This window comes from Pseudomonas sp. S44 (assembly GCF_016624805.1).
Lineage (GTDB): Bacteria > Pseudomonadota > Gammaproteobacteria > Pseudomonadales > Pseudomonadaceae > Aquipseudomonas > Aquipseudomonas machongensis.
In genome coordinates, this window is the sequence record NZ_JACVTY010000026.1 from 26,021 (window position 1) to 38,130 (window position 12,110).

A 12,110-nucleotide genomic window follows, 5' to 3' on the forward strand; every position below is an offset into this window, starting at 1 on the left:
CTCCTAACAGGTGTCACGGCAATTCGGGCATTGGCGCAAATCATACAGAATTTGTCATTGCCTCCGTGCATGGCGGCCCATTCAGGCATGCAGGGTTCGCTCCCAGCGCGGACGGTCGATGCGATACAGCACGTGCGGGCGCAGCGGGTGCCCCTCGGGCAGCCGCGGATGTTCGAAGCTGCCTGCCTCGTCCTGAACCATGCCGATCGCCTGCATCACCTTCTGCGAGGGTACGTTGTCCTGAGTGGTGAACGACACCACCTCATCCAGGCGCAACTGGGCGAATGCGCAGCGCAGGCAGGTCCAGGCCGCCTCGCTGGCAAAGCCCTGGCCCCAGTGACGACGGGCCAGACGCCAACTGATCTCGACCGCCGGAGCGAAGGGGGCGTCGAAGTTGACGTTGAGCAATCCGGTCAGGCCAATGAAGGCACCACTGTCCATGCGCTCCAATGCCCATAGACCGTAGCCGTATTCGTTGAAATGACCACGGATGCGTCCGATCAGCGCGGCGGCCTCCAGACGCGTCAATGGCGCAGGAAAATAGCGCATCACCTGCGGGTCGGCGCACATCTCGGCGAACGCCTGCAAATCGTCGTCATGCCATTGGCGCAACACCAGGCGGGCGCTTTCGAGCTTGAGGATCGGGGTCATCGGGACGGGCTCCAGGTTTTCAGTCCTGCAGTCTACAGATTAGGCGCCGGGGGCGCTTTTCACCTGCCCCCCAGGCCCAATGCAATTTTCACAACGGCTTCACTCGGTGCAGACAGGCCGCTTCACAGAATGCCATCACCTGCCGCCGCCCTGTGCGCGGCCCTCTCTGCCGGAGCCCGAGCATGCTGTCGAGCGACATCCTGGAAAACCTGGCCCTCCCCACCCGCCGCAAGCGACACCGACGTTCGCGCAAGGCTTGGGCCGCCGGCCTCGCCCTGGTGCTGGCCGCGGCCGGATTGATGCTGTGGTCGTCAACGAGGACACACATCGTGAACCTTGGCAATGAACGACAATTGAACGCCAGCGGCTTGTTGCAGAAGTGGGCCGAAGGCAGCGTGATCGTGATGATTCGCCACGCCGAGCGCTGCGACAGCGCGCCCGGCCCTTGCCTGGACGACCCCACCGGAATCACCGTCTCCGGCAGCCAGGCCGCGCAGCGTGTCGGAGAAGGGTTGCAACGCCTTGGGCTGGACGGCGCCGACCTGCTCAGCAGCCCGAAGCTGCGCACCCGACAGACCGCACACTTCATCGTCGGCGACACGGTGACCAGCGAGGACTGGCTCGAAGGCTGCGAAAGCGGCTTCGCAGGCCAGGCCATGGCGCACAAGCGTGCAGGGCATAATCTCGTGCTGGTGACCCACAACGGCTGCGTCGATCACTTCCAGCGCACGCTCAAGGTTGCCCCGGGCGAACGCGAAAGTGGCTACGCCAGCGCGCTGTTCGTGTCGGTCGATGGCAGCGGCAAGGCGCGCATCCTCGGGCGCATGAACGAGCCGGACTGGCGACGGGTGCTCGCCTCGGCACAACGCTGATGGGTGTTTGAGTTGCGTGGCATTCCGGCCCACTGGCAAGATCAACGCTGCCTCCAGCTGCGATCCTGCCCATGCCCCTGCCGCTGATCTACCACGAAGACTACAGCCCCGAGTTCCCGCCGGAACACCGTTTCCCCATGGACAAGTTCCGCCTGCTGCACGATCACCTGATCGACAGCGGGCTGACCACCGACCAGGCCTTGCTGCGCCCCGAACTCTGCCCCAACGACATCCTTGCCCTGGCCCATGACCGCGCCTACATCGAGCGCTACATGAACGGCGAGCTCTCACGCGAAGACCAGCGCCGTCTGGGGCTGCCCTGGAGCGAGGCACTGGCACGGCGGACCGTGCGCGCCGTCGGCGGTTCGCTGCTGACCGCCGAGATGGCCCTGCGTCACGGTATCGCCTGCCACCTGGCCGGCGGCACCCACCACGCCCATTACGACCACCCGGCCGGGTTCTGCATCTTCAACGACCTGGCGGTGATCAGCCACTACCTGCTCGCAGCCGGACGCGTACACCGCGTGCTGATCTTCGATTGCGACGTGCACCAGGGCGACGGCACCGCACGCATCCTTCACGACACACCAGAGGCAATCACCGTGTCGTTGCACTGCGAGCAGAATTTCCCGGCACGCAAGGCCCAGAGCGATTGGGACATCCCTTTGCCGCGCGGCATGGACGACACGGCGTACCTGAAGGTGGTGAACGATGCGCTGAACTACCTGCTGCCGCTCTACCAGCCCGACCTTGTGCTGTACGACGCCGGTGTCGACGTGCACAAGGACGACGCCCTGGGTTATCTGCAACTGACCGATGCGGGCGTCGCCGCCCGCGACGAAGCGGTACTGCGCCAGTGCCTTGGCCGTGATATCCCGGTGGTCGGGGTGATCGGCGGCGGTTACAGCAAGGACCGCGAGGCGCTGGCTCGGCGTCACGGCATCCTTCATCACACCGCGGCGCGGGTCCTGGGTTACACACAATGACTGTGGAACCGCTTGTGGATAACCTGCGAGAAAGCCCCTGGAGCCCTTCAACTGCCTGACCTGCAAAGATTTGTTCATTTTTTGAACAGTATCTGCGCAGGCACCGCTGGGGTAGAATGCCGACTCTTTTCCACAGCCTGCCGCCACCATGACCGATTCCCACACCATCTCCCCTCCCCTCGTCGCCGTGATCGGCGGCGGCCCCGCCGGCCTGATGGCTGCCGAGGCCCTGGCTCAGGCCGGTGTGGCGGTCGAGGTGTTCGATGCGATGCCGTCGGTGGGGCGCAAGTTCCTGTTGGCGGGCGTCGGCGGCATGAACATCACCCACTCCGAACCCTACCCAGCCTTCATCGGTCGCTATGGCGAACGCCGCGAAGCCATCGACGCGCTGCTGCGTGATTTCGATGCCGACGCCCTGCGCCAGTGGATCCACGGCCTGGGCATCGACACCTTCGTCGGCACCTCGGGGCGGGTCTTCCCCACGGACATGAAAGCGGCGCCGCTGCTGCGCGCCTGGCTCAAACGCCTGCGCGATTCCGGCGTGGTTATCCACACCCGGCACCGCTGGCTTGGCTGGGACACGGAAGGCGCACTGCGAATCGGTTATCCACAGGGCGAACGCCTGGTACAGGCCACTGCCGTGGTCTTGGCACTGGGCGGCGGCAGTTGGGCGCGCCTGGGCTCGGACGGCAGCTGGGTGCCACTGCTGGCCGAGCGCGCTGTGGATATCTCGCCATTGCGCCCGAGCAACTGTGGTTTCGAAGTCCAGGCCTGGAGCGACCTGCTCAAGGACAAGTTCGCCGGCGCGCCCCTGAAAAACATCGCCCTGAGCGTACCTGGCAGTGCCCCGCGCAAGGGCGAGTTCATCCTCACCGCCCAAGGCGTGGAAGGCAGCCTGGTGTACGCCTGGTCGGCGGCGCTCCGCGCCGGTATCGAGCGCAACGGACGCGCCACCTTGCTGCTCGACCTGCTGCCGGATCGCCCTGTGGATAAAATCGCTCAGGCCCTGGCCAAGCCCCGTGGCTCCCGCTCGATGGCCAAGCACCTGCATGGGCAGCTCGGCATCGACGGTGTGAAAGCCGCGCTGCTGCGCGAGCTGACCGACCAGGCCACCTTTGCCGACCCCGTGCGCCTGGCGCAGGCAATCAAGGCGCTGCCGATCGAACTGGTGCGCACGCGGCCGCTGGATGAGGCGATCAGCAGTGCCGGTGGCGTGCGTTTCGAGGCGATGGACGAGGGCTTGATGCTCAAGCAACTACCCGGAGTATTCTGCGCCGGCGAGATGCTGGACTGGGAAGCACCGACCGGGGGCTACCTGCTGACGGCGTGCTTTGCCAGCGGACTATGGGCCGGACGGGCGGCGCTGGAGTGGTTGTCCGAGCGTAAGGCGGCCTCCCTGTAGGAGCCACTCTCTTGTTCGAAACCTAAAGGCTAGCCCAATCCCTGTGGGAGCAGCTGTCTTGTTCAAAATCTGAAGGCCAGCCCAATCCCCTGTGGGAGCGGCGGTTCGGCGCTCCGACTTGTCCCGCGAACACGGGCGTAGCCCGTGCCAGGCAGCGCGGTGTCTTTTTCGCGGGTAAACCCGCTCCCACAGGGATTGGGCTGGCTTTCAGATTTTTGAACAAGACTCAGCACTAGGGTTTGCGCTTGCGTGGCCCGCTGTTGAAGCTCGGCACCTTGCGCACCGGCTTGACCGTCGGTGCCGAATCTTCCGAGCTGTCCATCCACTTGCCCAGCCCGCGCTTGGCACTGTTCTCTTTGGGTTTCTTGGGCTTTTTCGGCTTTTTCAGCACCTGGCCGCTGGCATCGGTCATCGGCACCCGGTGGTCGGGGATGAAGTCCGGCTCTTCATGACGCGGCAACGTCTGGCGGATCAGGACCTCGATCGCGGACAGCAGTTGCACCTCGTCGGCACACACCAGGGAAATCGCCTCGCCCTTGTTACCCGCTCGCCCGGTACGACCGATGCGGTGCACGTAATCCTCGGCAACGATCGGCAGGTCGAGGTTGACCACCAGCGGCAGGTCGTCGATATCGATGCCGCGAGCAGCGACGTCAGTCGCCACCAGCACCTGGATTTCACGCGCCTTGAAGGTATCCAGCGCCCGCTGACGGGTCGCCTGTGGACGATCGCCATGGATGCCATCGGCATTGACCCCCTCGGCCAGCAGCCGCTCGACCAGTTGATCGACGCCGTTGCGGGTCTTGGCGAACACCAGCACCTGCTTCCAGCGCTGCTTGCGCATCAGGTGGCAGAACAGGTCGGCCTTGCGCTTCTTGTCTACCGGCACCAGCCATTGCTTGACGGTGGTGGCGGCGGCGTTGCGCGGGCTGACTTCGATACTCAGCGGATCGTTCAGGGCCAGGCCGGCGAGCATGCGGATCTGGTCGGAGAACGTCGCCGAGAACAGCAAGGTCTGGCGCTTGCGTGGCAAGGCGGCGTACACGGCCCGCAGCTCTTCGGCAAAGCCCAGGTCGAGCATGCGGTCGGCTTCGTCGAGCACCAAGGTTTGCACCTGGCCGAACTTCACCGCGTTCTGGCGGAACAGGTCAAGCAGGCGGCCCGGCGTGGCCACCAGCAGGTCGACGCCACGGCGCAGGCGCATCATCTGCGGATTGAGGCTGACGCCGCCGTACACCGCGTAGGTGCTCAACGGCAGGTGCTCGGCGTATTCACGGATATTGGCGTGCACCTGCTCGGCCAGCTCGCGGGTTGGCACCAGCACCAGCGCGCGGATCGAATTGCTGGCCACCTTCTCACCCTCGAGCGCCAGGCGTTGCAACACCGGCAAGGCGAAACCGGCGGTCTTGCCGGTACCGGTCTGGGCTGCGGCCATCAGGTCGCGCCCTGCCAGCACGGCGGGGATGGCCTGGGCCTGAATCGGGGTCGGGGTGGAATAGTCCCGCTGCTGCAGGGTGCGCAGCAGGGGTTCGATCAGGCCGAGTTTGGCGAAATTCATGGTGATACCGTCAGGGGGTTCAGCGAAGGCGGCAGTTTACCGCAAGCCCCCTGGTGTTGCGCTGGCTTTGACGCCCGCTGCACCACAACGGATGCACCTGCTCCTCAGGCCACCTGCCGTGGCGCGCGCCGCCACTGTGGCAGCCCGATCAACACCACCGCTCCGACGATCACGCCCATCGCCAGGCATTCCTCGGCGCCGATCCGTTCACCAGCAAAGGCAATCCCGAGCAATACCGCCACCACCGGGTTGACGTACGCGTAGCTGGTCGCGGCCGCCGGCCGCACATGCTTGAGCAGGTACATGTACGAGCTGAAGGCCACGATCGAGCCGAAGAAGATCAGATAGGCCAGTGCCCCCCAACCCGCCGCCGTCGGCATCTGGGTCAGGCGTTCACCGCTCAGGGCGCTGCCGATCAACAACGCAGCACCGCCCACCAGCATCTCGGCAGCACTGGCCATGGCGCCCTGGGGCAAGGGCAGGTTCTTGCTCCACACCGAGCCGAAAGCCCAGGCCGCCGCTGCGAACAGGATCAACGCTGCCCCCATGGGGCTGGCCTGCAGGTTCGAACCGAGGTTGAGCAAGCCGATACCGGCAAGCCCGAGGAAAATCCCCGCCCATTCCAGACGCGAATTGCGATGACCGAACAACAGCCCGAACAGCAACGTGAACAACGGCACCGTGGCCACCGCCAGCGCTGCAACGCCCGATGCCACGCCGGCATGCTCGGCCAGGGTCACGCCACCGTTGCCGCAACTGAGCAACAGAAACCCGATCGCCCCCGCCGCCCGCCATTGCGCCCAGGTGGGAGCCGGCACACCGCGCCAGCGCAGGAAGCCATACAACAGGCTGCCGGCAATGACAAAACGTACCCCAGCCATCAGCAACGGCGGCCAGGATTCGACACCGATGCGAATGGCCAGGTAGGTAGACCCCCAGACCAGGTAGAGGGCAATGAAGGCGCCGATCAGCAGCCAGGGGAAACGACGGGAGGCAGGCATGACAAAAGACTCGAAATCCGTTTACGGGTGACTTAGTTTAGGAAGGCGCTCCCGTAAACATAAGTTACAAAACACGTTTAATAGGCCCATACACTTTGCAATGAACGGTAATTCGCCTGTTTTCCCGTTGATTGCACATTCGCAACGAGAGACCCATGGACAAGTACGATCGCATGCTGCTCGCCGCCCTGCTCGAAGACGGTCGCGCCACCTATGCCCAGCTCGCCCGTCAGGTCAACCTGTCGGCGCCTGCGGTGGCCGAGCGAGTCGCCAAACTCGAGGCCAGCGGAGTGATCACTGGCTACGCCGCCAAGGTCGACCTGGAAAAGATCGGCCTGCCGATCCAGTGCATCATCGAACTGCGCCTGGCCAGCCACGGCAACCAGCAGGCCTATGACGCCCTGGCGCGCATCCCCCAGCTCACCGAATGCCACCGGGTCACGGGCGACCCGTGCGTGATCATGCAGGCGGCAGTGGGTTCGATGCATGAGCTGGAGGCGCTGATCAACCAGGTGTCGCAACTGGGGTTCAGCAAGACGTCGATCATCCTGTCCAGCGCGGTGGAGCGCCGGGTGCCGCTGGATCACTTGCAGGGCAACGGCAGGAAGGGGTGAGTGCGCCCGTTCAGTGACGCAGCAGCAAATCACCCTCGATCGGTACATAGCGCGTGGCTGCGCGAATCAACGACAGCGCCGTGAGCCCTGGCGCGCCGTAGACCACCGTCTCGACGCCATGGCGCAGCATCACCCGCTCGAGCAACTGGTCGAAGTCACCATCGCCGGAGGCCAGTACGACCTGATCGACCCGGCTGGCGGCCTCATACACGTCCAGGGTGATGCCCACATCCCAATCCCCCTTGGCCGAGCCGTCGCTGCGCTGGATGTAGGGTTTGAGGCGCACCTCGAAACCGAGGTTGCGCAGGATCTGCTGAAATTGCTGCTGCTTGCTGTCACCCCGGTCGATGGCATAGGCCACGGCCTCGACGATGGCGCCATCGCGGCTGACCTGGGACCAGAGGGCACTGTAATTGAAGTGACAACCATGGGCCTGGCGCACGGTGTAGTAGAGGTTCTGCACATCCGCGAACAGCGCGATCTTTTTCACCTGGTGGCCCCGGGATAAAGGCGAAAGGGGCGCAATGCGCCCCCGGGAATCCCGCGATTATGCCAGACGCGTCAGACGAAGGTGTCGTCATCGTCCGAGAAGAAACCACCGCCGCCGCTGTCGTAGTCGCTGTCCACGAAGCCGCCCTGATCATTGCCCCAACCGTCGTTGTCGGCAACCTGGCGCTGGTTGTCCTGATCATTCCAGCCGCCATTGTCGCTGGCCGGCGCCGGCTCTTCACGGATCACCTCGACCACCTCGTTGGGTTGCGAGTTATGACTGAACAAGCTGCTGATACCTTGCGCCAGCAGTACACCACCCGCCACGCCCGCTGCGGTCTGCATGGCACCCCCGAGGAAGCTGCTCGCACCACTGCGCGCCGGGGCCGCAGCGAAACCTTGCGGTTGCGCCTGGGGCTGTGGGGCATAGGCCTGGGGCGCAGGCTCGCGCCAGCCACCAGAACCGGAGGCAGGGGGCGGCGCGACCGGACGCTGAGGCTCCGGGCTACGCGCGCTGCTGCCAAAGATGCTCGACAGGAAGCCACCACTGGCCTTTGGCGCCTCTTGCTGGGCCTGGGCGCGGGCTTGTCTGAGCTCGGCCTCGAGTTGCTTGTTCTGCTCGTCGAGCTTCTTGATCGCCGCCTCCTGGACCAGAATCGCCTGGGCCATGTAGTACGGCGCCGCAGGCTGCTGGCGCAGATGCTCCTCGATCCGCGCCTGGGCCTGGGCATCGCGCGGCTGCTGGGGATCCTCGGCCTGCTTGATGCGGCCGAACAGACCGTCGATCAGGGTTTGTTCTTCAGTGTTCATGGGCTACCTCTTGGGCCATGCGGAACATCGGACAAGGTCAAAGATGGGGCGTGCCTGGGCAGGATTCAATTACAGGGCCGATGAAACTTTTTTCAGCATCGCCCGCTCCTGGGCTAAAGTGACGCACTGCTTTTTCCTGCGATATAGACCGATGAACCCGCTGACGATCCTGCGCGACTCTCTCTACTTCTTCCGCCGCCACTTCACCAGCATCCTGCAGTTGTGCCTGCCGCTGGTGGTGCTGGAAGCCCTGTTCAGCCAATTGCTGTACCGCCAGTTGGGTGACGACGCCTCGCCGGCCTACGGCATGCTTGTCAGCCTGCTGTTCTACCCGCTGTACAGCGCCGCGCTGATCCTCTACCTGGATACCCGCAGCAACGGCCAACAGATCAGCAAGCGCAACCTGTTCGCTCGCGCCGTGCAGTTGTGGCCGGCGCTGGCCCTGCTGATCCTGATCAGCTCGCTGCTGATCATGGCGGGCCTGGCGCTGTTCATCTTCCCGGGCGTATGGATCATGATCAACCTGGTGTTCGCCGAGTACCTGCTGGTCCTGCGTGGCCTACCCGTCATGCAGTCGATGCGCGAGAGCGCACGCATGACCACCGGGCACTTCATGCGCATCCTGATCTGCGTGCTGTCGGTGCTCGCACCGCTATGGCTGCTCGATGGCCTGCTGCTGATGGCCTTCCCAGAGCCGCAGCCAGGCGCGCAACTGGTGCTGGACAGCCTCAGTGGCTTCCTGCAGTTGTTCAGCAGTGTGGTGCTGTACCGCTTGTTCATGCTGTTGGAGAGCGAGGCCGGCGCCGCTGCGGGAAACTGAAAGCTGTGCGGGATGACGGCAACGCTCTGGAAAGCGTTCGCGGTGCCCTGCCCAACGTATTGCATCGACACTCCTGAACGACGCCCGACAGTCGCGGGCCACCCTCAGGAGCTGCATGCAATGGGTATGACAACAGATTCCGCAACCGAGCTACAGCGTGACTTCAAAGCCACGCTCTTCTGGATGAAGGGGGACGTGCTCGTCCCGATCAGGCGGAGCAAAACGACGGATAAATTCACCTGGGGCGTAGTTCCGGGGGACGACTGGCTGCAGGCGGGAGGTGACCAACCTTCCCTGATTCTGGACTTCGAGTTTCATTCCAAGACCGAAGACCGCCTGCACTACATGATCAGCAGGTCGAGCGGATTCAGCAGGCTTGGGCGAAGCGTCGGCGGCTATCTCGGGCTCTATCAGGTCAGCGAGGTGACCGACTACTGGAAACTCGAACCGTTGCGGCACGCGCCCAATGGCTGGGTCTGCCGCTTGCGTGATCACGAAGGGCATGGCGTGAAGACCTGGCAGGACGACCCCCATTTCGATAACTTCACCTACCACTTCCTGAACACTTACGAAGGGAACGACGCCGAGTTCCTCGTGGTTCCCACAAACTGAACCCCAGCGCTTACAACAACGCGAGGGTCAGTGCCTTGAGCGTTGCGGCGGCGCGGGTACTGCAGCCGTGATACGTGGAGTCATACCTCAGCGACTCCACTGATCACCGTCCCACGGCACGATTGCCCTGATGCTTACCCGACAGGCGTCACGAAAAACTCGCTCACCCCTTCAGCGAACGTGTTCAGGTGGTCGACATATCCGCCCGCAGCACCAACGTATCGCCCAGCCGACTCAGGGTACTCGCCAACGGTGGCCCTGTTGCCATCGTGGTCACGCAGGAAGCAACGCAGCCGCTTTCCATCCCACTCCAGCGGTTGCAGCTTCCAGGGGTTCTTGGCATCGGCGCTGACATACATCCCCAGATAACCTTTGTCACTGCGCGCGATCTTCTTCGCGCTTCGGTCCGAGGTGCCCCAGATGTGGTAGTAAATCCGGTTGGGCTCCTGTTTGTGAAACTTGAACTTGAAGATCCTGCGGGCATCGTCGAATACCGCATTGCGATTTCCCAGCACCAGCCAATCCCAAAGCGTGGAATCGAACTGGTTGGCATAGTCTTCCCGCTGACTCAGCACAACGGGATAGGTGACGCCGTTGTGGATCACATCCAGGGTGCAGTTCACGAGTGTCAGATTGCTGAACGACATTAAGTCGTCGTTGGTCACTTTTTCGATATTTTTCACCGGTTTCTCCCAAGCATTGATGTCAGATGGCTGAAGTCTTCAGCGCTGTCACTTTCTTGGTAAACCGGTCGCGCCCATAAGGCTGTAATGCTTCCAGCAAACGCGCTTTGCCTTGTGTCAGATCAAGCCAAGCGTCAGTGCTTTCAAGGTGGCTGCAGCGCGCGTGGTGCATTCGAGCTTGCGGAAGGTACTCTCGACATGGGTGCGCACAGTACTGGGACTGATGCCCAGCAACCGCGCGACCTCCTTGTTGCTGTGACCCAGGCTGATCTGGCGCAGCACCTCGCTTTCGCGTTCACTCAACAGTCCACCGCCCCCTTTGGCTGCCGGCAGCTTGCGCTCCCCGCGCGCGGCAGCGAACACGGCTTCACAACACTGCAGGTCGAAGCGCCCCTGTTGCGCCTCCTGCCTGAGCAACTGCTCGGCCTCCTGCTGGCCAAGCGCCGCTCGCCATGGACGCTCGGCCCGCAGCGCCTGCCAGGCGAGCGCCACGGCCAGCAAGCGCTGCTCCGGCGCGAGGGCATCACCCTCCACGCCACGAAAATAACCACTGCCATCGAGACGCTCGTAGGCGTGTGCGGCAAGCCTGCCCGCACGCTGCAATGTCGGTACCTGCGCGCAAGCGCGCTGAGTCCAGTAGGGCACCAGGCGAATCTGCTCGCGGTCGCCTTCAAGCAATGTTCCTGGCAGGTTCCATACCCGGTTCGGCACCGCGGCGCGGCCGATGCCATGCACCAGCGCAGCCTGCCTCAGCACGTCCTGCAGCGCCGCCGACATGCCCATCAGCCCGGCGGCGTCATGCACCAGCGCAGCCGCACCACGCGAATAGCCCGCAAGCCAGGTCAGCTTGAGGTCGATGACATCGGCGACCAGGGTCAAAGGCACATCGGAGCAAGCTGTATTCGAGGCCGTCGCTTGTTCAGCCTCCTGCAAGTCATGCAACCAGTCCGCCGCCTGACACCGCAGCTCCCTCACCAGGCTGCGCGGGTACCGCTGGTCGGCCTGCCCCTCGATCCAGGCCAGCGCAGCCTCGAGACCCCGCGCTCGCGAAAGGATCTCCAGGTCACCTGCCAGCACCACCTGATAGACCACCTCAGGCACCTGTGGATGACGCAGGCCGGATGGACGACCGCTACCGTCGAAATGCTCGAACACGTGCCGCAGCCCCTGCTCCACTGGCGCGCCCAGTCCAAGAGCAACTGCAACCTCGCCAGCCACCTCGCAGTGCACGCGCGCCAGCGGCCCGGTCTGCAGCATCGCCCGCTGCCCGGCGGCGTCGAGGGTCTGCGCGAGCATGGCTTGACGCCCCCCCACGTCGTCCCCGAGCAGGCGGGTGAAATCTTCAGCATTGGCAGTGCACCCGGACCAGCGTAACAGTGCGACATCAGCGGCCACCTGCAGGTGGTCGCCCTCGCCCATGCAGGCGTGCGCGAGCCTGCGCGCCAGCTGCGCCGTGCGGCGCGACTGATCGATAGGCTGGCCCATGCTCAGGTCACCCACCATCGACAAGGCGAGGATGGCGTCTTCCAGGGGGATGCAGTCGGCAACAGGCATGAGCGGTCCACAATTCGGGTGAGTTGGAGGCTCGGTCATTCGACCGATACCCGTGCAG

Annotated in this window: 13 protein-coding genes; 6 read left to right on the forward strand and 7 right to left on the reverse strand. The window is 64.0% G+C overall.

Annotated elements, in window-relative coordinates; genetic code table 11:
• Nucleotides 1-81: 81 nt before the first annotated feature.
• On the reverse strand, nt 82-651 hold the full coding sequence (locus IAE40_RS18695) for a GNAT family N-acetyltransferase (protein WP_054892852.1): 570 nt from the start codon (nt 649-651) through the stop codon (nt 82-84).
• Between the two features lie 182 nt (nt 652-833).
• Between IAE40_RS18695 and IAE40_RS18700 the strand changes: the two genes are divergently transcribed.
• The 3 genes from IAE40_RS18700 (at nt 834) to IAE40_RS18710 (ending at nt 3,911) form a co-directional block, all read left to right on the forward strand.
• Nucleotides 834-1,523 carry a histidine phosphatase family protein gene (locus tag IAE40_RS18700; RefSeq protein WP_063542652.1) on the forward strand — a complete coding sequence of 230 codons (690 nt, stop codon included), beginning with the start codon at nt 834-836 and terminating at the stop codon, nt 1,521-1,523.
• Between the two features lie 71 nt (nt 1,524-1,594).
• Complete coding sequence (locus IAE40_RS18705; protein WP_197892081.1) at nt 1,595-2,509, forward strand: histone deacetylase family protein; 915 nt, start codon at nt 1,595-1,597, stop codon at nt 2,507-2,509.
• Nucleotides 2,510-2,657: 148 nt separating this feature from the next.
• Entirely contained in the window at nt 2,658-3,911 is a 1,254-nt protein-coding gene (locus IAE40_RS18710; protein WP_200603679.1) for a TIGR03862 family flavoprotein, read from the forward strand.
• Between the two features lie 232 nt (nt 3,912-4,143).
• Here the strand turns inward: IAE40_RS18710 and IAE40_RS18715 are convergent, their stop codons facing one another.
• Both IAE40_RS18715 and yedA read right to left on the reverse strand, forming a co-directional pair.
• Nucleotides 4,144-5,469, reverse strand: a complete 1,326-nt coding sequence (locus IAE40_RS18715) for a DEAD/DEAH box helicase (RefSeq protein ID WP_200603680.1) — start codon at nt 5,467-5,469, stop codon at nt 4,144-4,146.
• 104 nt (nt 5,470-5,573) lie between these two features.
• A complete protein-coding gene (yedA, locus tag IAE40_RS18720) occupies nt 5,574-6,470 on the reverse strand; it encodes a drug/metabolite exporter YedA (RefSeq protein ID WP_054892847.1) in 897 nt (298 codons plus the stop codon).
• A gap of 155 nt (nt 6,471-6,625) precedes the next feature.
• Between yedA and IAE40_RS18725 the strand changes: the two genes are divergently transcribed.
• Complete coding sequence (locus tag IAE40_RS18725) at nt 6,626-7,084, forward strand: Lrp/AsnC family transcriptional regulator (RefSeq protein ID WP_054892846.1); 459 nt, start codon at nt 6,626-6,628, stop codon at nt 7,082-7,084.
• A gap of 10 nt (nt 7,085-7,094) precedes the next feature.
• Here IAE40_RS18725 and IAE40_RS18730 read toward each other — a convergent pair whose 3' ends face one another.
• Nucleotides 7,095-7,574 (reverse strand): LabA-like NYN domain-containing protein, encoded by a 480-nt coding sequence (locus tag IAE40_RS18730; protein WP_054892845.1) that lies wholly within the window; start codon nt 7,572-7,574, stop codon nt 7,095-7,097.
• A 71-nt stretch (nt 7,575-7,645) separates the two neighbouring features.
• Nucleotides 7,646-8,383 (reverse strand): DUF2076 domain-containing protein, encoded by a 738-nt coding sequence (locus tag IAE40_RS18735; RefSeq protein WP_054892844.1) that lies wholly within the window; start codon nt 8,381-8,383, stop codon nt 7,646-7,648.
• Between the two features lie 151 nt (nt 8,384-8,534).
• On the opposite strand from IAE40_RS18735, the gene IAE40_RS18740 reads away from it, so the two are divergent.
• Both IAE40_RS18740 and IAE40_RS18745 read left to right on the forward strand, forming a co-directional pair.
• A complete protein-coding gene (locus tag IAE40_RS18740; RefSeq protein ID WP_153774474.1) occupies nt 8,535-9,203 on the forward strand; it encodes a YciC family protein in 669 nt (222 codons plus the stop codon).
• Between the two features lie 120 nt (nt 9,204-9,323).
• Entirely contained in the window at nt 9,324-9,815 is a 492-nt protein-coding gene (locus tag IAE40_RS18745; protein ID WP_153774473.1) for a hypothetical protein, read from the forward strand.
• A gap of 134 nt (nt 9,816-9,949) precedes the next feature.
• On the opposite strand, the gene IAE40_RS18750 is transcribed toward IAE40_RS18745, so the two are convergent.
• Together IAE40_RS18750 and IAE40_RS18755 are read right to left on the reverse strand one after the other, a co-directional pair.
• Complete coding sequence (locus IAE40_RS18750; RefSeq protein ID WP_153774472.1) at nt 9,950-10,498, reverse strand: hypothetical protein; 549 nt, start codon at nt 10,496-10,498, stop codon at nt 9,950-9,952.
• Between the two features lie 117 nt (nt 10,499-10,615).
• Nucleotides 10,616-12,052 (reverse strand): HD domain-containing phosphohydrolase, encoded by a 1,437-nt coding sequence (locus tag IAE40_RS18755; RefSeq protein ID WP_153774471.1) that lies wholly within the window; start codon nt 12,050-12,052, stop codon nt 10,616-10,618.
• Nucleotides 12,053-12,110: the final 58 nt, after the last annotated feature.

Coding starts and splice junctions, on each gene's coding strand:
- IAE40_RS18695 (WP_054892852.1), bottom strand. CDS start 651: ATGACCCCGATCCTCAAGCTCGAAAGCGCCCGCCTGGTGTTGCGCCAA.
- IAE40_RS18700 (WP_063542652.1), top strand. CDS start 834: ATGCTGTCGAGCGACATCCTGGAAAACCTGGCCCTCCCCACCCGCCGC.
- IAE40_RS18705 (WP_197892081.1), top strand. CDS start 1,595: ATGCCCCTGCCGCTGATCTACCACGAAGACTACAGCCCCGAGTTCCCG.
- IAE40_RS18710 (WP_200603679.1), top strand. CDS start 2,658: ATGACCGATTCCCACACCATCTCCCCTCCCCTCGTCGCCGTGATCGGC.
- IAE40_RS18715 (WP_200603680.1), bottom strand. CDS start 5,469: ATGAATTTCGCCAAACTCGGCCTGATCGAACCCCTGCTGCGCACCCTG.
- yedA (WP_054892847.1), bottom strand. CDS start 6,470: ATGCCTGCCTCCCGTCGTTTCCCCTGGCTGCTGATCGGCGCCTTCATT.
- IAE40_RS18725 (WP_054892846.1), top strand. CDS start 6,626: ATGGACAAGTACGATCGCATGCTGCTCGCCGCCCTGCTCGAAGACGGT.
- IAE40_RS18735 (WP_054892844.1), bottom strand. CDS start 8,383: ATGAACACTGAAGAACAAACCCTGATCGACGGTCTGTTCGGCCGCATC.
- IAE40_RS18740 (WP_153774474.1), top strand. CDS start 8,535: ATGAACCCGCTGACGATCCTGCGCGACTCTCTCTACTTCTTCCGCCGC.
- IAE40_RS18745 (WP_153774473.1), top strand. CDS start 9,324: ATGGGTATGACAACAGATTCCGCAACCGAGCTACAGCGTGACTTCAAA.
- IAE40_RS18755 (WP_153774471.1), bottom strand. CDS start 12,052: ATGCCTGTTGCCGACTGCATCCCCCTGGAAGACGCCATCCTCGCCTTG.